At 68.6% G+C, this 20,384-nt stretch carries 16 protein-coding genes; 8 read left to right on the forward strand and 8 right to left on the reverse strand.

What is annotated here, in order from left to right; all coding sequences use genetic code 11:
- The first annotated feature begins 112 nt into the window (after positions 1–112).
- The 3 genes from RCH07_RS07940 to RCH07_RS07950 all read left to right on the forward strand — a co-directional run bounded on the left by RCH07_RS07940 (position 113) and on the right by RCH07_RS07950 (position 6,616).
- Complete coding sequence (locus RCH07_RS07940; protein ID WP_326966925.1) at positions 113–1,078, forward strand: quinone oxidoreductase family protein; 966 nt, start codon at positions 113–115, stop codon at positions 1,076–1,078.
- Positions 1,079–1,222: 144 nt separating this feature from the next.
- Complete coding sequence (locus tag RCH07_RS07945; protein WP_442784791.1) at positions 1,223–5,179, forward strand: Pls/PosA family non-ribosomal peptide synthetase; 3,957 nt, start codon at positions 1,223–1,225, stop codon at positions 5,177–5,179.
- 66 nt (positions 5,180–5,245) lie between these two features.
- The gene (locus RCH07_RS07950; protein ID WP_326966987.1) at positions 5,246–6,616 is read left to right on the forward strand and encodes a M1 family metallopeptidase; all 1,371 of its coding nucleotides are present in this window, start codon (positions 5,246–5,248) and stop codon (positions 6,614–6,616) included.
- Between the two features lie 237 nt (positions 6,617–6,853).
- Here RCH07_RS07950 and RCH07_RS07955 read toward each other — a convergent pair whose 3' ends face one another.
- The 3 genes from RCH07_RS07955 to pheS are packed head-to-tail and all read right to left on the reverse strand — an operon-like array spanning position 6,854 to position 11,156.
- Complete coding sequence (locus RCH07_RS07955) at positions 6,854–7,549, reverse strand: 4'-phosphopantetheinyl transferase family protein (RefSeq protein ID WP_326966926.1); 696 nt, start codon at positions 7,547–7,549, stop codon at positions 6,854–6,856.
- 2 nt (positions 7,550–7,551) lie between these two features.
- Positions 7,552–10,095, reverse strand: a complete 2,544-nt coding sequence (pheT, locus tag RCH07_RS07960; protein ID WP_326966927.1) for a phenylalanine--tRNA ligase subunit beta — start codon at positions 10,093–10,095, stop codon at positions 7,552–7,554.
- A 2-nt stretch (positions 10,096–10,097) separates the two neighbouring features.
- The gene (gene pheS / locus RCH07_RS07965; RefSeq protein ID WP_326966928.1) at positions 10,098–11,156 is read right to left on the reverse strand and encodes a phenylalanine--tRNA ligase subunit alpha; all 1,059 of its coding nucleotides are present in this window, start codon (positions 11,154–11,156) and stop codon (positions 10,098–10,100) included.
- Between the two features lie 251 nt (positions 11,157–11,407).
- On the opposite strand from pheS, the gene RCH07_RS07970 reads away from it, so the two are divergent.
- Positions 11,408–11,896 carry a hypothetical protein gene (locus RCH07_RS07970; protein WP_326966929.1) on the forward strand — a complete coding sequence of 163 codons (489 nt, stop codon included), beginning with the start codon at positions 11,408–11,410 and terminating at the stop codon, positions 11,894–11,896.
- A gap of 1 nt (position 11,897) precedes the next feature.
- Entirely contained in the window at positions 11,898–12,536 is a 639-nt protein-coding gene (locus tag RCH07_RS07975) for an SIMPL domain-containing protein (protein ID WP_326966930.1), read from the forward strand.
- A 331-nt stretch (positions 12,537–12,867) separates the two neighbouring features.
- Here the strand turns inward: RCH07_RS07975 and pcp are convergent, their stop codons facing one another.
- Complete coding sequence (pcp, locus tag RCH07_RS07980) at positions 12,868–13,509, reverse strand: pyroglutamyl-peptidase I (RefSeq protein WP_326966931.1); 642 nt, start codon at positions 13,507–13,509, stop codon at positions 12,868–12,870.
- Positions 13,510–13,586: 77 nt separating this feature from the next.
- Here pcp and RCH07_RS07985 point away from each other — a divergent pair, with 77 nt between their 5' ends.
- Entirely contained in the window at positions 13,587–14,861 is a 1,275-nt protein-coding gene (locus tag RCH07_RS07985; RefSeq protein WP_326966932.1) for an Rv2578c family radical SAM protein, read from the forward strand.
- A gap of 73 nt (positions 14,862–14,934) precedes the next feature.
- Here the strand turns inward: RCH07_RS07985 and RCH07_RS07990 are convergent, their stop codons facing one another.
- The 4 genes from RCH07_RS07990 to RCH07_RS08005 all read right to left on the reverse strand — a co-directional run bounded on the left by RCH07_RS07990 (position 14,935) and on the right by RCH07_RS08005 (position 18,372).
- Entirely contained in the window at positions 14,935–16,308 is a 1,374-nt protein-coding gene (locus tag RCH07_RS07990) for an NAD(P)(+) transhydrogenase (Re/Si-specific) subunit beta (protein WP_326966933.1), read from the reverse strand.
- Positions 16,305–16,640, reverse strand: a complete 336-nt coding sequence (locus RCH07_RS07995) for an NAD(P) transhydrogenase subunit alpha (RefSeq protein WP_326966934.1) — start codon at positions 16,638–16,640, stop codon at positions 16,305–16,307. The genes RCH07_RS07990 and RCH07_RS07995 overlap by 4 nt, the downstream gene beginning before the upstream one ends.
- Positions 16,641–16,656: 16 nt before the next feature.
- Positions 16,657–17,814 (reverse strand): Re/Si-specific NAD(P)(+) transhydrogenase subunit alpha, encoded by a 1,158-nt coding sequence (locus tag RCH07_RS08000; RefSeq protein WP_326966935.1) that lies wholly within the window; start codon positions 17,812–17,814, stop codon positions 16,657–16,659.
- Positions 17,815–17,916: 102 nt separating this feature from the next.
- Complete coding sequence (locus RCH07_RS08005) at positions 17,917–18,372, reverse strand: (deoxy)nucleoside triphosphate pyrophosphohydrolase (protein ID WP_326966936.1); 456 nt, start codon at positions 18,370–18,372, stop codon at positions 17,917–17,919.
- 170 nt (positions 18,373–18,542) lie between these two features.
- On the opposite strand from RCH07_RS08005, the gene RCH07_RS08010 reads away from it, so the two are divergent.
- Positions 18,543–19,751, forward strand: coding sequence for an MFS transporter (locus tag RCH07_RS08010; RefSeq protein ID WP_326966937.1), 1,209 nt, complete (start codon positions 18,543–18,545; stop codon positions 19,749–19,751).
- A gap of 272 nt (positions 19,752–20,023) precedes the next feature.
- The gene (locus RCH07_RS08015) at positions 20,024–20,293 is read left to right on the forward strand and encodes a GlsB/YeaQ/YmgE family stress response membrane protein (protein ID WP_326966938.1); all 270 of its coding nucleotides are present in this window, start codon (positions 20,024–20,026) and stop codon (positions 20,291–20,293) included.
- Positions 20,294–20,384: the final 91 nt, after the last annotated feature.

Below are 20,384 nucleotides of genomic sequence, written 5' to 3' on the forward strand. Positions count from 1 at the left end.
AGGATCAGGGCACGGAAGTCCGGGCTCGGAAAAATCCGCGGGGCCATCCAACCTTGCAACGCCGGGCCATCCAGCCCTGCAACGCCGGCCATCCAACCCAGCAAGGAGACACATGATGCATGCAATCGTCGCCCGCGAGGCGGGAGGGCCCGGGGTTCTTACGCTCGCCGAGGTGGAACGCCCGGTTCCTGGTCCCGGCCAGCTGCTGGTCAAGGTCTCCGCCGTCGGGGTGAACTTCATCGACACGTACAAGCGCAGCGGCACGTACAAGGTGCCCTACCCCTTCACCCCCGGCTCCGAGGCGTCCGGCACCGTGCAGGCACTCGGCGACGGCGTCAGCGGATTCGCCCCCGGCGACCGGGTTGCCACGGCCGAAGGCATCAACTGCTACGCCGGCTATGCCCTGATCGATGCGGACAAGGCCCTGCCGGTCCCCCGCGGCGTCGACGACTTCACCGCGGCCGCCCTGCCGCTGCAGGGCATTACGGCGCACTACCTGATCAACTCCTCCTTCCGGGTCGAAGCGGGCCACACCGTGCTGCTCCACGCCGGAGCCGGCGGCGTCGGCCTCCTGCTGATCCAGCTGCTCAAGGCCAGGGGCGCACGCGTGATCACCACCGTCTCCACCGATGAAAAAAAGCAATTGGCCCGCGGGGCCGGTGCCGACCATGTGCTGCGTTACGACGGTTTCGCCGCCACGGTCCGCGAACTAACGGGCGGGACCGGCGCTGATGTGGTGTACGACGGCGTCGGCAAGGACACCTTCGACGGCTCCCTCGCCGCCCTGCGCATCCGAGGCACCCTCGTGCTCTTCGGTGCCGCGTCCGGCCCCGTGCCGGCCGTCGACCCGCAGCGGCTCAACGCCGGCGGCTCGCTGTACCTGACCCGGCCGACGATCGCCCACTACCTGCGCGATGCCCGGGAGCGACGCTGGCGCTCGGACGAGATCTTCGCGGCGGTGGCCGACGGAAGCCTCAAGGTCCGGATCGGTGCCCGCTATGACCTGGCGGAGGCGGCACAGGCCCATGACGACCTTGAGCAGCGGCGCACCACCGGAAAAGTCATCCTGGTGCCGTGATGTCCGGGACGCAGGGGGCCCGGGCGGCGGGGCCGGCGGCAGGACACCAGCGGGCCATGATTCGCCCGCCCGGCCGGCAGCGGAGGATTAACACAAAGCGAACCATGACACCTTCCATTCACCTCAACCGGAGATAATTCCCCTGTGACTGAGCAGCAACCGCACCGCAGCGACCCCCCGCAGACCCCTGCCGCCGCCGGCCCGGCCTACCGGGCGCAGCTTCCGGGATCGCTGGCGGCACCGCCGGAGCGGACCCTGATCGAGATCCTGCAGGACACCGCCACCCGCTTTCCGGATGCCTCCGCGCTCGACGACGGCCACGAATCGCTTAGCTACGCCCAGTTGCTGGCGGCAGTCCGGGCCACGGCGAAGGAACTGCATCTGGCCGGGCTCGGCGCCGGAGACAAGATCGGCGTCCGGATCCCCTCCGGCACCAACCGGCTCTACCTCTCGATCCTGGCCATCCTGATGATCGGCGCAGCCTACGTCCCGGTGGACGCAGATGACCCCGACGAGCGGGCCAAACTGGTCTTCGGCGAGGCCGGGGTAGCCGGCATAGTCCGGGGCACCGGGGAGATCGTGACGGGCAGCGGGCGGCCCCGGCCGTTCCCTTCCCCGAGGCTGCCCGGCGCGAACGACGACGCCTGGGTGATTTTCACCTCCGGCTCCACCGGAACCCCCAAGGGTGTTGCCGTGCGGCACCGCTCCGCGGCGGCTTTCGTCGACGCCGAAGCCCGGATCTTCCTGGCAGAGGATCCGATCGGGCCGCAGGACCGGGTCCTGGCCGGCCTGTCCGTCGCATTTGATGCTTCCTGCGAGGAAATGTGGCTCGCGTGGCGCCACGGCGCCTGCCTCGTCCCTGCTCCCCGGGCCCTCGTCCGGACTGGCATGGACCTCGGCCCGTGGCTGATCAGCCACGGCATCACGGTGGTCTCCACGGTGCCAACCCTTGCGGCTCTCTGGCCCGTCGAGTCCCTCGAGAGCGTCCGGCTGCTGATCTTCGGCGGCGAGGCATGCCCGCCGGAACTCGCGGATCGCCTCGCCGTGGAGGGCCGCGAAGTCTGGAACACGTACGGCCCCACCGAGGCTACCGTCGTTGCCTGCGCTGCACCGCTGGGAGGTCCAGGACCGGTCCGGATCGGGCTGCCGCTGGACGGCTGGGACCTCGCCGTCGTCGACGTCAACGCGGTGCCCGTTGGCGAAGGCGAGGTGGGCGAGCTGATCATCGGCGGCGTCGGGCTGGCCCGCTACCTCGACCCGGCGAAGGACGCGGAAAAGTACGCCCCCATGCCTTCCCTCGGCTGGGAGCGGGCCTACCGTTCCGGTGACCTGGTCCGCTATGAGGCCGCGGGCCTAATCTTCCAGGGGCGCGCCGATGAGCAGGTCAAGCTCGGCGGCCGCCGGATCGAACTGGGCGAAATTGACGCAGCACTGCAGGCCCTTCCGGATGTTGCCGGCGCAGCCGCAGCGGTGCAGACGACGGCGGCCGGCAATCAGATCCTGGTCGGCTACCTCGCCCCGGCCGGCGGCGGGGTGGACCTGGCCGCGGCCCGGGAATTGCTCGGCGCGAGCCTGCCGGCCGCGCTGATCCCCCTCCTCACCCTCGTGGAGTCGCTCCCCACCAAGACCAGCGGCAAAGTGGACCGCCGCGCCCTGCCCTGGCCGCTCGCCGGTGCCGCCGATACCGACGGCGCCCCGCTGAACCTCCCGGACGATGCACGCTGGATCGTGGACCAATGGAGCGCCGTGCTGGGCAGTACCGTCAGCAGCCTTGACGCCGATTTCTTCGCCTTCGGGGGCGGCTCCCTCGCGGCGGCCCAGCTGGTCTCGGCCCTGCGCGTCCGCTACCCCACCATCACCGTGGCTGACATCTACGCCACGCCCCGGATCGGGGCCCTCGTGGACGCCGCGCGGCAGTCCCTGCCCGAGGGCGGAGCCGGCCCCGCCCCGGAGCGGACGGTCCGCCGCACCGCACGCAGGTCACAGGTTTTCCAGATCCTGATGGGCGTGCCGCTGCACATCCTCGTGGGCATGCGCTGGCTCAGCTATCTGATGGCAGCCAACAACCTGCTCTCGGCGCTGGCCGGCTTCAGCGCCGCGCCCACGGTGTCCTGGTGGTGGGTGGCAGCCTCCTGGCTCGTCTTCGTCAGCCCGGCCGGCCGGATGCTGATCGCGGTAGCCGCCGCCCGCCTCCTGCTGAGGAAGGTGGTGCCGGGGGTGTACCCCCGCTCCGGCCGGGTGCATCTGCGCCTCTGGCTGGCCGAGCAGATCCAGGACCTGGCCGGCGCCATCAGCCTCGCCAGCGCGCCGTGGGTGCCCTACTATGCCCGCGCCCTCGGCGTGAAGGTCGGCAATAATGTCCAGCTCCACTCCCTGCCGCCCGTCACCGGTCTGCTGTCCCTCGGCAGCGGCTGCAATGTTGAACCCGAGGTCGACCTGTCGGGCTGGTGGATCGACGGCGATGTGGTCCACATTGGCGCCATCCACATCGGTGCAGGAGCCACCATCGGCGCGCGCAGCACGCTCATGCCCGGAGCCACGATCGGCGCCGGAGCCCGGGTGGAGCCCGGCTCGGCCGTCCTGGGGAAGGTTAAGGCCGGCCAATTGGTCGCCGGGTCCCCAGCGGAGCGGCGCGGCAAGGCCAGGCACACCTGGCCTGACACGGCACCGGAGCATCCCCTGATCGGCCGGCTCTGGTTCGCCGGCTTCGCCACAGCCTCTGCCGTGCTGGCGCTGATCCCCCTGCTGTCCGCGGCAGCCGCGGCGTCGGTCATGTTCTTCTTCATCCAGGGCAAGGAATCGCTCTCCGCCGCGTTGCCCCAGCTCATCGTGTCGCTCCCGCCGGCGGCGCTGGTGTGGTTCCTGACGAACCTCGTGCTCATCCTGCTCACCACCCGGCTCCTCGGCGTGGGACTGGCCGAAGGCTACTACCGGGTCCGCAGCCGGATCGGCTGGCAGGTCTGGGCCACCGAACGCGTGCTGGACCTGGCCCGGGATCTACTCTTCCCCCTCTACGCCAGCCTCTTCACCCCGGTCTGGCTGCGCTTGCTCGGTGCGAAAATCGGCAAGAACGTGGAGGCCTCCACCGTCCTGCTGATCCCCAAGATGACCACCGTCGGCGAAGGCGCGTTCCTGGCAGATGACACCATGGTGGCGTCCTACGAACTCGACGGCGGCTGGCTGAGGATTGCCCCCGCCAAGATCGGCAAACGCTCCTTCCTGGGGAACTCGGGCATGACGGCCGCCGGCCGCAACGTACCCAAGAACTCGCTCGTAGCCGTGCTCTCGGCGACGCCCGCGAAGGCCAAGTCCGGGACGTCGTGGCTGGGCAGCCCGCCCGTGCGGCTCCGGCGCACCGCGATCGCCTCGGATGACACGCGCACATACCAGCCGCCGCTGCGGCTCAAGTTTGCCCGTACCCTCTGGGAATTGGGCCGGTTTGTCCCGGTTGTAGCGACAGTGTCGGTCGCGGCCGGGGTTCTTCTCGCCTTCGATTGGCTGGCTTCCAGCTTCAACTACGGGGTTGCCGCGGCCCTGGGCGGCGTGGTGATCCTGATTGCCGGCGCCGCGGCTGCGGGAAGCGCCGTGGTGGCCAAGTGGGTCCTCGTGGGGCGCATCCGTCCGGGCGAACACCCGCTGTGGAGCTCCTTCATCTGGCGCAACGAGGTGGTGGACACCTTCATCGAGATGGTCAGCGCGCCGTGGTTTGCCCGCGCGGCTACGGGAACGCCGGCTCTGGTCTGGTGGCTTCGGGCGCTCGGCGCGAAAATCGGGTCGGGGACCTGGTGTGAAAGCTACTGGCTGCCCGAAGCGGACCTCGTGACCCTGGGCCGGAACTCCACCGTCAACCGCGGCTGCGTCATTCAGACCCATCTGTTTCACGACCGGGTGATGAGCATGGACACTGTTACGCTCGAAGACGGAGCAACCATGGGACCCCACGGGGTCATCCTCCCGCAGGCCAGGATCGGCACAGGCGGCACGGTGGGCCCGGCATCCCTCGTCATGCGGGGTGAAACGGTGCCGGCCGCGACATACTGGATGGGCAATCCGGTGAGTCCCTGGGCCGGGCCGGCCGCTCCGGCCCCCAAGCTCAAGTAGCCACACCCGCACCGCCAGTCCCGCACCCGCAATCCCGAAGGCCCGTTCCCCATGAGTTCCACCCCGATGAATCCCCCTGCAGGAGCCGGCACCGGCAGCGCGCTGCCACCGGGGGGAGCGGCCGGCGCACCGGAGCCGTACCTGCCCGGCCACGGCACCAACGCGTACCGCGTCACCCGCTATGAACTGGAGCTGGACTACAAGCTCAGCAGCAACCGCCTGAGCGGTCGCGCCGTCGTGCACGCGGTCACGCAGTACGCGACCGCGGCGATCGTGCTGGACCTTGTCGGCCTCCGGGCCAGCAAGATCCAATTCAGCGGCCGGCGGGTGCGGAAGTTCAGCCAGCGTGCGGAGCAGCTTGTGGTTGTGCCCGACGCCGCCCTGCTTCCGGGCGAGGAGTTCACCCTGGACATCCGTTACGAAGGTAACCCGTCCCCCCGCCGGGGGCTGTGGGGTGAGGTGGGCTGGGAGGAGCTCACCGACGGCGTGCTCGTCGCCGGCCAACCCAATGGCGCTGCGTCCTGGTTCCCGTGCAACGACCACCCGCGGGACAAGGCCAGCTACCGGATCAGCGTAACCACTGACGCTAACTACCGCGCCGTCTGCAACGGGGTGCTGCTCTCACACAGCAGCCGGTCCAGCCGCGAGACCTGGGTGTACGAACAGTCCGAACCCATGTCCTCGTATCTCGCCACCGTCCAGATCGGCCGCTACGAACTGCTGGCGCTCAACCCTGGCCGCCCGGCGGCTCAAGTGCCGCAGTACGCGGCCGTTCCCGCAGCACTGGCTGACGCCGCCCGCGAAGGGCTGGCACGCCAGCCGGAGATGATGCGGACCTTTACAGACTGCTTCGGCCCGTACCCGTTCCAGGAGTACACCGTGGTGGTGACGGAGGACGAGCTGGAGATCCCGCTCGAGGCGCAGACCTTGTCCATCTTCGGTCCCAATCAGCTGAAGCAGGACTGGAATTCGCAGCGGCTCATTGCCCACGAGCTCTCACACCAGTGGTTCGGCAACTCGCTGACCGCGGCATCCTGGAAGGACATCTGGCTGCATGAGGGGTTCGCCTGCTACGCGGAATGGATCTGGTCCGAGGAGGCAGGCGTTATGCCGGTGGCGGGCCGGGCGGCCGCCGCCTGGCGGAAACTCCACTCCGGCAGCCAGGATCTGCTCGTGGGTGATCCCGGGCCGGAGCTGATGTTTGATGACCGGGTCTACAAGCGCGGCGCCCTCGCGCTGCACGCCCTCCGCCTGCGCTGCGGCGACCTGGCGTTCTTTGCGCTGCTCCACGACTGGGCCGGACTGCACCGCCATGGCTCCGTGTCAACGCCCCAGTTCATCCTCGCCGCGGACCGGGCGACGGGCCTCGACACCGAAGCCCTGCTGCATCCCTGGCTGTATGAGGAAGCCCTGCCGCCGCTCCCGGCCGGCGGCTAGCCGGGGTCAGCACCCGATTTCAGGGCCGCGTTGTGCGCCCGTTCTCCAATGATGGCCGCTATGAGCGCATCACGGCGGCCATCTTTGGCGACTCGTTGGCATGGTGGCCGCTCCCGGCGGCCATAGACTCTCAAAACGCGAAGCCGGCAGGCAGGAACTCCTGGTAAACGATGATTTAGATACTCACCATGTTGAACAGGAGTTCCGTCACTTCCTCAAGCCCGCACCCGCGCGGCTTTAGAGTTCACTGGCTTCAGAAAACGCGACGGCGGCGGCGAGGTCCGGGGGCAGACCCGTCTCCGCCGGAGCCAGGTCCCGGACGTCGGCACGGTGCAGCACATCGAGGGTGTCCGGGGCGGTCCGCAGCCCGTCGCCAGCCATCTTCAGCCAGGCTTCCTTTCGGGCCCAGAGCCGCCCACGTTCGCGCAGCACCGCCCGGGGTGGGAGTCCCTGCAGGCCCCGGCGTTCCGCCGGTGCCAGCGCGACGACGTCGAAACCGGCAAAATCCGTCCGTGCGGGATCCTCGACGTCCACGCCAAGCCGCAGGCCCGGTTCCCGATGAACGACGGCGGCCAGCAGCGCCCAACCGCGGCAGCGTGACAGGCTGAGGGAAAGCCCGGCCGGGGCGCCGTCGAGCCAGTAGCCCGGCCGTCCATGGTCCACTTCCGGGCCGGTTCCACAGTCCGGGCAGGAGTACGCGGCCGTCAGCTGACCGGGGCGTACCCCCAGGAGACCCGCGGCGAGATTCCGCAGCGCAATCCGGCCGGCCAAAAAGTCCCGCCGGGTTGCTGCGTTTTTGATCCCCGCGGCACGCGCAAGTTCCGCGGGATCCAGGAAGGCCCCGCCGCCCGGTCCGACATCGGCAAGACGAACGGACCGGACAATGACCCCGAAAATACCCGGGACGTGGGTAACGTCGAGGCCTCCGGACACTCCTACCGTTGGACTGCTCCAAAGCGTTCGTGGGCGACCGCCACGGCGCTTTCGCGGGCCGCGGAGGCTTCGTCGGCGGTCAGGGTGCGGTCCCCGGCGCGGAAGCGCAGGCTGAACGCCAGCGACTTCGTGCCTTCTTCGATGCCCTTGCCCGCATACACGTCGAAGAGTGCCACGTCCTCGAGCAGTTCGCCGGCGCCTTCGCGCAGCGCCGTGAGCACCTCTTCGGCCGGTACCTCGTGGGGCACCACAAGGGCGACGTCCTGGCTGGCCACCGGGTAGGTAGAGATGTGCCGGGCAACGATCACGTCGGCGGCGGCCTCAAAGAGGGTGTCAGCGTTGAACTCAAGCGCAACGGTCCGGGCGGGCATGTCATGCGCTGCCAGCAGCTTCGGGTGCAGCTCGCCGGCGAAGCCCAGGACCTCGCCGGTGCGGAGCGCCAACTGCGCGGCCCGTCCCGGGTGGAAGGCCTGATGCTGTCCCTGGCTGACCACGATCTCGACTCCCAGCACGTTGCCGGCAAGCCGGGCGATGTCCAGCGCATCCGCCCAGTCCCACGCACGCGGCGAGTGGCCGGCGGCGGCGGGCGAATCGTGCCCGGTGAACACCGCGGCAAGGTACAGCGGCTGGTCCGGGACGCCGTCGTACAGGGCATCCAGCACCTCGTCACCGGGCCTGGCGCCGAGCGGCGGGATCGAAGCGGTGCCGAGCGTGTCCCCCGGCAGGAACACGAGGCCGGCCTCGAACAGCGCCAGGTCGCGGAAGCCTCGGGACTGGTTCCGCTTGGCCACCTCAATAAGCCCCGGCAGGATCGAGGTCCGCAAGTAGCCGTGCTCCTCACTGATCGGGTTGGCGAGCTTAAGCGCCCTGCGCGCCCCGCCTTCCGTGTCCACGCCGAAGGTGTCGTTGGCGGCCTTGGAGACGAACGGGTAGGCCAGGACCTCGGTCAGGCCGGCGTCGGCCAGTGCCTGCACGAGGCGGCGGCGCTGCTGCTGGACACGGGTCAGGCCACGGCCCGGAGGCGCCACTGGGAGGGTCGCCGGAATGCTGTCGTAGCCGACCAGCCGGGCGATTTCCTCGGTGAGGTCCTCCTTGGTTTCCAGGTCGTTGCGCCAGCTCGGGGCCGTCACCGTGTAGCTGGTGACGTTCTTTACGACGACGGCGCCCAGGTCCTCGAGCGAGGTGACAATCTGCCCGTCGCTGAAGTCGATGCCGATCCGTTCCGAGGCGAAGGCTGCGGGCAGCTCGATCGTGACGGTGTCCGGTGCGGTGCCGACGTCGGTGCCTGCCTCATCGGCAGTTCCGCCGGCCAGCTCCACCAGGAGGTCAACCACCCGCTGCGCTGCGATGCCCGCAACCTGCCAGTCAACGCCGCGTTCGAAACGCTTGGATGCCTCGGACGGCAGCCTGTGCCGGCGGCGGGAGCGTCCGATCGACACCTCGTCGAAGTGCGCGGCCTCGACCAGGACGTTCGACGTCGAACCGCTGACCTCGGTGGCCGCACCCCCCATGACGCCGGCAATCCCGATCGCGCCGGAACCGTCGGTGATCAGGAGGTCCTCGACGTCGAGTTTGCGTTCCTTGCCGTCCAGAGTGGTGATCTTCTCCCCCGCCACGGCGCGCCGGACCACGATGTCGCCGGACAGCGTGTCCAGGTCGTAGCAGTGCGTGGGCTGGCCGAGCTCAAGCATGACGTAGTTGGAGATGTCCACCGGCAGGGAAATGGAGCGGATGCCGGCCAGCCGCAGCCGGGAGGTCATCCACGGCGGCGTCGGCCGGCCGGCGTCGACACCGCGGACGGTGCGGGCCACGAAGCGGTCGCAGCCGGTCTTGCCGTAGACCGGGGCGTCGTCGTTGAGCTTGACACCGTGGCCGCCGGTCAGCGCCGCGGGGGCCCGGACGCGGGACGCCGGGTCGGTGAAGGACGTGCCGGTGGCGTGGGCGTATTCGCGGGCAACCCCGCGGATGGAGAACGCGTACCCGCGGTCCGGCGTCACGTTGATCTCGGCGGCCTGGTCGTAGAGGCCCAGGAGTTCCATGGCGTCGGTGCCGAGGTCCGGATCCAGCCCGATCCGGGAGAGGACCAGGATGCCGTCGTGGTCTTCGCCGATGCCGAGTTCGCGGACGGAGGCGATCATGCCCGCGGACAGGTGCCCGTACGTCTGCCGCGCGGAAATGCGGAAGTCGCCCGGCAGCACGGCACCGGGAAGGGTGACCAACACTTTGTCGCCTTCGACGAAGTTGTGGGCGCCGCAGATGATGCCCTGCACGCCGGAGGGGTCGATGCCCTCTCCCGTGAGGCCCTGCTGCCGGCCTTCGGGGACAACCCGGACCTGGCACCAGTTGATGGTCTTGCCGTTGGTCTGGGGTTCCTTGACGATGCTCAGGACCTGGCCCACCACGATCGGCCCCTGGAGGGTGTCCGTGGGCCGGTGGACTGCTTCTTCTTCAAAACCGACGGTGACCAGTTCGGCCATGACGTCTTCGGCCGTTGCTCCGGCCGGTACCTGCGCGAATTCACGCAGCCAGGAAAGGGGGATACGCACTGTTAGATCTCCATCCCGAAGTGCTCGCTGAAACGTACGTCGCCTTCGATCATGTCGCGCATGTCGCCCACCTCGTTGCGGAACATCAGCGTGCGCTCGATGCCCATGCCGAAGGCAAAACCTGAATAGATGTCCGGATCGATGCCGGCGGCGCGGAGCACGTTGGGGTTGACCATGCCGCAGCCGCCCCATTCGATCCAGCCGGGCCCGCCCTTGGCCCCCGGGTGCCAGATGTCCAGCTCCGCGGAGGGCTCGGTGAACGGGAAGTAGTTGGGGCGCAGCCGGATCCGGGCCTCGTCGCCGAACATCTGGCGCGCGAAGTGCTCCAGGGTGCCGCGGAGGTCCGCCATGCTGAGTTTCGTGTCGATGGCCAGGCCCTCGAACTGGTGGAAGACCGGGGTGTGTGTGGCGTCGAGCTCGTCGGTGCGGAACACCTTGCCGGGGCACAGGACATAGATGGGCAGTTCGCGTTCCAGCATGGAGCGGACCTGCACCGGGGAGGTGTGGGTGCGCATCAGCAGGTGGGCCTCGGGCGGCTCCACGAAGAAGGTGTCCTGCATTTCACGGGCCGGGTGGTCCGGCTTGAAGTTCAGCGCATCGAAATTGAACCACTCGGACTCGACCTCGGGGCCCTCGGCGATTTCCCAGCCCATTCCGACGAAAATATCCGCGACGCGCTCCTGCAGGGTGGACAGCGGGTGACGCGCACCGGCACGACGGCGGCGCGGAGCCGCCGTAACGTCCACGGTCTCCTCGACCAGGATCCGCGCGTCGTTCTCGGCTTCCAGCCCGGCGGTGCGGTCCGCGAGCGCCTTGTTGACGCGTCCGCGGGAGGCGCCCATGAGCTTGCCGGCGGCGGCCTTCCGGTCCTTCGGCAGCCCGCCGATTTCGCGGTTGGCGAGGCTCAGCGCGGACTTTTCGCCTGTGTGCGCCAGGCGTACGGCCTTGAGTTCATCGAGCGTGGCGGCGGCGGCAATGGCGGCAACGGCCTGGTCTACGGCTGCGGTGATGGCGGCTTCGTCCAGAGGATTCGGAACGGCGCCCGGCAAAATTTCAGTCATCTACTGTTCTTAGCTACGAGTCGGTTTATGCCAACGGCAATCGCGCCCGCAGATTGATTTCGCCGGCAGCGCATCTGTCATCAACATCTGTCATCAACAAAGGTCAGGGCACGCCGAAACCCCTCCGGCGGGCACTGGTGTCCAGTCTAGTTGAACGCATCCCGCTGCCCGGACGTCACGGGGACTCCTGCGGTTCGTAAAGGGCACGGATCCCCGGTTCAGTCCGGCTTCGTCCCGGCTAGCATTGCCTCATGACGTCCGGACAACGGCTGCGGCAGCTGGCCAACGTACTGAATGCAGCAACTCCGCTGGGGTTGCTGCTGGCCGGCTGTGCCCGCACCCCAGTCCGCCGCGGACCCCGGGGACTGCTGATCGCTACCGGCTACCGCTGGCGGCTGCCCATCGCCGGGGCGTTCACGGTGGGCAATGTGGTGCTGTTCCGTTCCGGGCCGGCGGAAGCCCTGGCCGATCCGGTCCTGCTGGGGCACGAGGAACGCCACAGCACCCAGTACGCCTGGTGCCTCGGTGTCCCCTTCCTGCCGCTCTATCTCCTCGCGGCCGTCTGGTCGCTGTGGCGGACCGGCAACCCCGGCTCCGCCAACGCCTTCGAGCGGCACGCCGGGCTGCAGGCCGGCGGCTACCCGGAGCCGGGTACTGCACGGACCCCTGCACGGACCCCTGCACAGACCACCCCTTCAACCAGTGCGGGCCGGGCGGCCCATGAGCGGAACGAGGCATGACATGACCGAAATCCCCAGGACTATTTCAGTCAGCGGAACCGGCAGCGCGGAAGCCGCGCCCGATCTGCTGACTTTTTCCATCGGCGTCGAGTGCCGCCGCGAGAACGTCGCAGCGGCGTACGGCGGTGCCGGAGGGGCCTCAGCCGCCATCTCCGCGGTTCTCCGGGACCGCGGCGTCGAAAGCAGGGACATCACCACCTCGGGACTCAATGTCAGGGCCGAGGTCAACTGGCAGGAAGGTCTGGGCCAAACCGTCTCCGGATACCTGGCATCCAGCGTGCTGAGCGTCCGGATCCGTGAACTGGCGGCTTCCTCGGAAATCATCGCCGCGGCCGTCGCGGCCGGCGGCGACGACGTCCGGCTCAACGGATTGGAGCTCGGCTTCGCGGATCCCGCCGCGGTCACGGCCCGCGCCCGCGAGGCCGCCTGGGCGGACGCCCTCGCCACGGCCCGGCACTTCGCTTCCCTCGCCGGCGCCTCGCTGGGCAAGGTGGTCTCGCTCGCCCAGCAGACCGGCTACCCCGCCCCCATCCCGGTAGCCGGGCTGCAGCGCGCCGTCGCCGCAGAGTCTCTCACCGTGGAGGCCGGCGAATCCAGCGTCAGCGCAGCCGTCGGCGTTGTCTGGGAGCTGCTCGACTGACGGACTGGTGCATTGCTGCCCGTGTACGGCTGCAGCGAGTGGGCATTTTCGTTGGTTCGTCGGGGGTCCGGGCGCGGTGGCCGGGCTCCGGGACATGCCCCGCGCCGGGGCCCGCGGCTGGACGTAGTGTCATTATGCCCAGTCCCGGGTTCGAAGAATGGGCATATTCCCTGCGGACTGCACGCCCGCCCAAAGGGACATGCCCAGCGCCGGGGCCAGCGGAAGGACATAGAGTCATTATGCCCAGTCCCGGGTGCGAAGAATGGGCATGTCCCCCGGCGCATGAAGATCCAGGCTCCGTCTGACCCCCGACGAACTAACGAAATGACCGCTAGTGCGTGGCACCCGCGGCCAGCTTGAGATCCGCCGTGGTGCCCAGCGTGGTGCGGACGACGACGGCGAGCGCCGCCGCCATGAGCCCCACCGGCAGGGACGCGGTGACGCTGCCCGGCGGGACCTGTTCGACCGCATACGGGACGTGAACGAAGCCTCCTCGTGTTCCGGGGCGCAGCCGCAGTGCGTGCATCAGCCCGTAGAAGACGTGATTGCAGACGTAGGTCCCTGCCGTCTGGGATACCTCGGCGGGGATCTGCGCGGTATCCAGCGCCGCCAGGGCAGCCTTCACCGGCAGGGAACTGAAGTACGCCGCCGGTCCGCCGGAGACCACGGCCTCATCCACCGGAGCGTTTCCCGCGTTGTCCGGAATCCGGGCGTCGTCGCAGTTGATGGCAATCCGTTCCAGCGAGATGCGGGACCTGCCGCCGGCCTGGCCGGCGCATACCACCACTTGCGGGCTGTACTGCTCCAGCGCTTCCTCCAGCACCCTGATCGAGTCCCCGAAGGCGCACGGCAGTTCCACCGTCCGCACCTCGTACCCCTCGGCCCGCAGCAGTGCCCCGGCCTCCCGTGCCGCGGTCCAGGACGGGTTGGTGCTTTCGCCGCCGAACGGCTCGAACCCTGTCAGGAGAATCATCGCCCCAGCCTAGCAATGCGGCCTGCAGTTCTGACGGGGTCCTTGACTTAAATTCGAACATACATTCGAATGGAGCCATGAGATGGGACGCGCAAGCACTCAAACCGGCGCCAGGAGTCAGGGCAGCTGACGGCACCACTGGTGAAGACAGTACTCGTGAACACAGTTCCGCTGACGGCGGCACCGCCGGCACTGCCCCCGGCTCCGGCGGCGGGCGAGGCGCACCGCCGGCCCCCGATGCCCTCCTTCCGCTGCTCGGGCTGGTGCGCTCCGTGACCACCCCCGAGTTTGCCGGGGTCACTTTCCATGAGGTCACCGCCAAATCGGTGCTCAACAAAGTGGCGGCCGGTTCGCGGATGCCGTTCGAGTGGACCATCAACCCCTACCGCGGCTGCAGCCACGCCTGCGTCTATTGTTTCGCCCGGAAGAGCCACACCTATCTGAACTTCGACGCCGGCCTGGACTTTGACAGCCAGGTGGTGGTCAAGATCAACGCCGCTGAGGTCCTTCGCCGGGAGCTGGCGAAGCCCTCGTGGGGTCGCCAGCATGTCGCCCTGGGGACGAACACGGATCCGTACCAGCGTGCCGAGGGCCGCTACCAGCTCATGCCGGGCATCATCGGCGCCCTCGCCGATTCGGTGACTCCCCTGTCCATCCTGACCAAGGGCACCCTCCTCGCCCGGGACATCCCGCTCCTGAAGCACGCCGCGGCCCAGGTCCCTATCGGGGTGGGCATCTCGCTGGCGATGACCGATGAGCATCTCTCGGAAGCCGTGGAGCCGGGCACTCCCGGGCCGCGGGCTCGCTTGAAGCTGGTGTCCCGGCTCCGGGAGGCAGGGCTGCCCTGCGGCGTTATGGCCATGCCCATCCTGCCGTGGCTCTCAGACAGCGACGAGTCCCTCGATTCGCTGTTCGGTGCCCTCAAGGCGGCCGGCGCGACGGGTGTCACGGCCGGGGCCCTGTACCTCAAACCCGGGACCCGGGAATGGTTCATGCAGTGGCTTGCACGGGAGCACCCCCAGCTTGCCGGCAAGTACCGGCGCCTGTATGGCAGCGGCTCCTACGCCTCGAAGGAGTACCGGGCGTGGCTGGCCGGGCGCATCCGGTACTTCAAGGCCCTGCACGGCTTTTCCGGCTCACACGGCTTCAGCCACCGGGACGTTAACACTGATCCCTATGGCGGCGGTCCCAACAGTGCTGATCCCTATGGTGTGGATCCCAACAGTGTGGATCCCCGGCAGGACGAGGCCCAGTATCCGGCCGGCAGCATCCCAGAGACCGCCGGCTACCCGGGCCACCCGGGCGGGCAGGGCAGCCGGGAGGAGCAAGCCGCGCAGCCCACCTTGTTCTGACGACACTGTCCGGGGCCCTGGGTTCCGGACCGCAGCCCTGCCTGCGGAGAGGGTGCTGAACGCGCACCTCGGCTTAAAGGGCCTTCAGCGCGCCGAGCACTTTGGCGAGGGACTCTTTCGCGTCGCCGAAGAGGAGCGTGGTCTTGGGGTCGTACAAGAGCTCGTTCTCGATGCCCGCGAAGCCGGGGCGCATCGATCGTTTCAGGAACACCACTTGCCCGGCCTGGGCCACCTCAAGGATCGGCATGCCGAAGATGGGAGCCCCGGGCGTTGACTTGGCGGCCGGATTGACCACATCATTGGCGCCGACCACCAGGGCGACGTCGGTGTTCGGGAACTCCGGATTGGCTTCCTCCAGCTCCTTCAATGCCTCGTAGCGCACGTTGGCTTCGGCGAGTAGCACGTTCATGTGGCCCGGCATCCGGCCCGCCACCGGGTGGATGGCGAAAACGACTTCGACTCCACGGGCCTCCAGTGCGGTGGCGAGCTCCGCGACGGTGTGCTGGCCCTGGGCGACGGCCAGCCCGTAGCCGGGGACGATCACCACCCGCTGGGCGTAGCCCAGCTGGACGGCGACTTCCTCGGGCGAGGACGAGCGGACCGGCCGTTCGCTCTGGACGGTCGAGCCCGCCGTCGAGCCGCCGCGGAAAGCGCCGAACATGATGCCGGCCACCCCGCGGCCCATAGCGGAGGCCATCACCTTGGTCAGGATGGTTCCGCTGGCCCCCACGAGCGTGCCGGCGACGAGCAGCAGGACATTGCCGAGCACGATTCCGGAGGCCGCCACTGCGAGGCCTGTGAAGGCGTTGAGCAGAGAGATCACGATGGGCACGTCGGCGCCGCCCACTGGCAGTACGAGCAGGAGTCCGGCCACGAGCCCCAGGACCAGCAGCGCAACGGCCCAGGCCGTCGAGCCGGTGAGGACGATGAAGACCCCGACACCGGCCGCACCCAGCAGGACAACACCCATGATCGCGGGCATGCCGGGAAAGAGCAGGGGGCGGGTGCTGATCAGTTCCTGCAGCTTGCCCACCGTCACCGCGGAGCCGGCGAAGGACACCGCGCCGACGGCCATGGTGAAGACCACGGCCAGCCGCACCCACGGGTCGTCGCCGTGCCCCAGCTCCAGCAGGGCGACCAGCGCGGCAGCCCCGCCGCCGACCCCATTGAACAACGCAACGAGCTGGGGCATCTGGGTCATCTGCACGCGCCGGGCCACCGGGACTGCCACGGCGGAGCCGACGGCGATCGCGGCCAGGATCAGCGGGATGTTCGCCAGCTTCGCGGACAGGAACACGGTGATGACGGCCACGAGGGCGCCGGCGGCTCCGATGGCGTTGCCGCGCCGGGCGGTCCGGGGCGAACTCAGGCCCTTCAGCGCGAGGATGAAGCAGACGGCGGCCACCAGGTAGAACATGGCCGTCCACTCCGGGGCAAGGAGACTCACGTGCGCTCCTCCCCGGCCGGGCCTCCGGTACGGGGGTGGGCCGGCTTCCGTCCGCCTGTCCGTCCGCCGAACATCTCCAGCATCCGGTCCGTGACGACGAATCCGCCCACCAGGTTCGCTGTTGCGAGGACGACGGCGAGGAGCGCGATCGCGAGCAGCCACGGCTCGGCGGCTTGTCCTGCCACGATGATTGCGCCGACGAGGATGATGCCGTGGACGGCGTTGGCGCCGGACATCAGCGGGGTGTGCAGCTTGCTGGTCACCTTGGAGACGACTTCGAAGCCGACGAAGACCGCGAGTACCATCACCGTGAGTATCGTGACCGGATCCATCACTGCTGTGCCTCCATTATTTGGCTGCCTCCATGGCGTCGGCGGTAGCGGCGTGCCGGACCGAACCCCCGTGGGTCAGGCAGGCTCCGGCGACGACGTCGTCGTCGAAGTCCGGGGCGACCTGGCCATCTTTAGTCATCAGGGCGAGCAGGTTGGCGACGTTTTTGGCGAACAGGCGCGACGCATCGGAGGCCATCGCGGAGGGCGCGTCCCGCAGCCCCACGAGGGTCACGAAGCCGCCGGCGACAGGCACCCTGATGTCCTGGCCAGCGATCACCCCCTCGACGTTTCCGCCGGATTCGGCCGCCAGGTCAACGACGACGGATCCGGCCCGCATGCCGGCCACCATGTCAAGGGTGACAAGCAAGGGTGCGGAGCGGCCGGGAATGGCTGCCGTGGTGATGAGGACATCCGCCGCCGCGACATGCGGGGCCAGCATGGCCCGCTGCCGCGTGGCCCGGTCCTCGCCGAGTTCGCGCGCGTACCCTCCGGCCCCTTCCGCGGCGGCGTCCGCCGACCGGTTGTCCAGGTCCAGGTGGATGAAGGTGCCGCCCATCGAGGCGACTTCGTCGGCGGAGGCCGCCCGGATGTCGTTGGCCGAGACCCGGGCGCCCAGGCGTTTGGCGGTGCCGATTGCCTGCAGCCCGGCGACGCCGGCTCCGAGGACCAGCACCCGTGCGGGCGGTATGGTCCCGGCCGCCGTCATGTAGAGCGGGAAGAACCGCGGGTAGCGCAGGGCCGCCTCCAGCACGGCCCGGTAGCCGGAGACGAGGGACTGTGAACTGAGCGCATCCATGGACTGGGCCCGGGAAATGCGCGGGACCAGTTCCAGCGCGAAGGAGGTGACGCCGGCGTCGGCGAGGGCCCGGACGGCGGGCAGCTCCGAGGCCGGCGAGCCGAACCCGACGGTTATTGTTCCCGGCCGCAGCCTGGCGGCGGTCTCGGTTGCCAGTGGCCGGACGTGCAGGAGGACATCCAGGGCTTCGGGCAGCAGCTCCGGGACAATGGTGGCTCCGGCCGTGGCATAGGCTGCATCCGCATACCCGGCTTCCGTCCCTGCACCGCACTCCACGGCGATTTTCAGGCCGAGGGCCGTGAGTTGCTGCACTGTCTCCGGTGTCGCCGCAACGCGTCGCTCCCCCGCACGCCGCTCCCGTCTGACACCGACCTGCACGGGCAACTCCTCTCGGTTCGCTTCAGAATAGTCACATGCCGGAGGCTTTGGCGAGAGACGCGGCGGGGAAAAGCGCTTCCGGCTATCATGCGGCTCTGTGGATCAGCCGGCGGGGACAGCCGGGCGGAGTGAACCCTGAACGTTATCCAGCAGTGCCTCCACGATGGGAAGGTCCGCCGGAATCCAGGGCAGTCCCAGGATTTCCCCGCGGTTCCGCAGACCGACCCAGCGCAGCTCGTCGTGGTCCTGCAGCGGCAGCGGGTCGCCGTCTACCAGCTCCGCAAACCACACACGCATTGCGGCACGCTCGTTGAGCGGCCAACCGGTGGCGGATCCGGCCTCCAGTTCGGCGCCCAGCCGGACGCTTACGCCGAGTTCTTCGAATAACTCGCGATGCAGCGCCTGCTCGGCCGTCTCTCCGGACTCCACCTTGCCGCCCGGGAACTCCCACATGCCGGCAAATTGCGGGGGTGCCGTGCGCCGTGCGACCAGCAGCCGGCCCGGATTGGCCAGGGAGTCCAATACAGCGCCGCCAACGATGCTTATGAGTGAAGTCACGCCCCAAGTCTAGGGCGGCGGCCGCTTCCGGGAGAATGGAGGTGGCCGCCTTCCTGATCACCAGGAATACCGGGTGGGCCCGCCCCGTTGCATAGACCAGCCCACACATCAGATTTATCTTGCCGCATTTTTTCTGGCTCATGCCGGGAACATCACCGAAAAGCAGACGAATGACAACCACTAAACAAGCCCCGGCCACGCCCAAGACCGGCACCCGCCATCTTGCCCTTGCCATCGTTTCCCTGGCCATGGGCGGATTCGGCATCGGCACCACGGAATTCACCATGATGGGCCTGCTCAAGGAGGTGGAACAGGGGCTCAACATCAGCACCCCGGAAGCCGGCCACCTGATCTCGGCGTACGCCCTCGGTGTGGTCATCGGCGCCCCGGTGCTGGCCGCCGTCGGCGCAAAACTGCCGCGGAAATACCTGGCCCTGGGCCTCATGCTGTTCTTCAGCGTCGCCAACCTCACCTCCTTCATTGCCCCGGATTACGGCAGCATGCTCGTATCCCGCTTTGCGGCCGGCCTGCCGCACGGCGCGTTCTTCGGCGTCGCGGCGGTGATCGCTGCCTCCCTCGTCGCCCCGACCAGGCGCGGCTGGGCCATTTCAATGGTTATGGCCGGCCTGACCATCGCGAACGTCGTCGGCGTCCCCTTTGGAACCTGGCTGGGCCAGACGTACGGCTGGCGGCTGCTCTTCCTGCTGGTCGGCGTGATCGGCATCATCACGCTGGTGATGCTCTGGCAGTTCGTCCCGTTCCAGAAGCCCCATGCCGATGCCAGCTTCCGCCGCGAGCTGGGTGCGCTCAAGCGGCTCCAGGTCTGGCTGGCCCTCCTGATCGGCGTCGTCGGCTTCGGCGGGTTCTTCGCCACTTACACCTACATCGCCCACACCATGACCTCGGTGACCGGGATCCCCTCGGTCTGGCTGCCGCTCGTGGTGGCGCTCTACGGGCTGGGCATGGTGGCCGGTAACATCGTCGGCGGCCGGATCGCGGACAAATCCGTGATGGGAACCATCTACTGGGTCCTGCCCGGCATCGCCGTGGCCCTTGTGGTCTACGCCCTGGCCGTGCACTGGCCGTGGTCCGCCCTGGTGATGGTCTTTGTGGTGGGCGGCGCCGGCGCCATGCTGGTTCCGGCCCTGCAGACCCGACTCCTGGACGCCTCACCCGACGCCCCCTCACTCGCGTCCTCGCTCAACCATGCTGCCCTGAACGTGGCCAATGCCCTGGGCGCCTTCCTCGGCGGACTCGTCATCGCCTGGGGCTGGGGCTACGTCGCCCCCGCCCTCGTGGGCGCCGGCCTGGCCCTGCTGGGGCTCGGAGTCGCCGCCGTCAGCGGCCTGGTGGAAAGCAGAAGGCCGCTGGCACCGTAGCCCGAATGCGGTTTCTTGAACGAACTACTCCTTGAGTGTTGTGCCGGGGTGGCCGCGGGCACCGGCCGGTGCCTGCGCCCGCACGGAGTACCGTACCCGCCGGACCCCGCCGCGCCCACCGCGGAATGCCCCAACGCCGGCCCGGAGGCGCAGCCTGGTCACGGCTGGTAACGATTGAATGTGATCCTGCTGACATTTAAAGCCGCAGGTGTTAGCTTGAAACCGTATTCGGAATCCACAATTCGGATGCCGACGAATATGTAGGAGGAGACATGGGCTTTCTTGGCTGGATCATTCTCGGACTCATAGTAGGTGCAATCGTTAAGGCAATCATGCCCGGCAAAGTCGGCGGCGGCTGGGTCACCAGCCTCGTGCTCGGCGTCGTCGGCGCACTAGTCGGCGGCTGGATCGGCGACCTGCTGTTCGGCGGCGGCAAGATGGAATTCTGGAATCTCGGTTCCTGGATCCTGGCCATAGTCGGCGGCCTGGCAGTTGCCGGAATCTACGGCGCCATCACAGGACGCAACAAGACCAGCGCCTAATCGCGCGGAGCAATGACGCGGGAACGACGGCGGGGGCCCACCTTTCGGTGGACCCCCGCCGTGTTTTCGTGCTGGACCGCGGCTTTGACCG

This window comes from Arthrobacter sp. CG_A4, assembly GCF_035985125.1.
GTDB lineage: Bacteria > Actinomycetota > Actinomycetes > Actinomycetales > Micrococcaceae > Arthrobacter.

What these genes read in the sequence shown, in the direction of transcription:
- RCH07_RS07940 (WP_326966925.1), top strand. Translation starts at nt 113, where the DNA reads ATGATGCATGCAATCGTCGCCCGCGAGGCGGGAGGGCCCGGGGTTCTT.
- RCH07_RS07950 (WP_326966987.1), top strand. Translation starts at nt 5,246, where the DNA reads ATGAATCCCCCTGCAGGAGCCGGCACCGGCAGCGCGCTGCCACCGGGG.
- pheS (WP_326966928.1), bottom strand. Translation starts at nt 11,156, where the DNA reads ATGACTGAAATTTTGCCGGGCGCCGTTCCGAATCCTCTGGACGAAGCC.
- RCH07_RS07970 (WP_326966929.1), top strand. Translation starts at nt 11,408, where the DNA reads ATGACGTCCGGACAACGGCTGCGGCAGCTGGCCAACGTACTGAATGCA.
- RCH07_RS07975 (WP_326966930.1), top strand. Translation starts at nt 11,898, where the DNA reads ATGACCGAAATCCCCAGGACTATTTCAGTCAGCGGAACCGGCAGCGCG.
- pcp (WP_326966931.1), bottom strand. Translation starts at nt 13,509, where the DNA reads ATGATTCTCCTGACAGGGTTCGAGCCGTTCGGCGGCGAAAGCACCAAC.
- RCH07_RS07985 (WP_326966932.1), top strand. Translation starts at nt 13,587, where the DNA reads ATGAGATGGGACGCGCAAGCACTCAAACCGGCGCCAGGAGTCAGGGCA.
- RCH07_RS07995 (WP_326966934.1), bottom strand. Translation starts at nt 16,640, where the DNA reads ATGGATCCGGTCACGATACTCACGGTGATGGTACTCGCGGTCTTCGTC.
- RCH07_RS08010 (WP_326966937.1), top strand. Translation starts at nt 18,543, where the DNA reads ATGACAACCACTAAACAAGCCCCGGCCACGCCCAAGACCGGCACCCGC.
- RCH07_RS08015 (WP_326966938.1), top strand. Translation starts at nt 20,024, where the DNA reads ATGGGCTTTCTTGGCTGGATCATTCTCGGACTCATAGTAGGTGCAATC.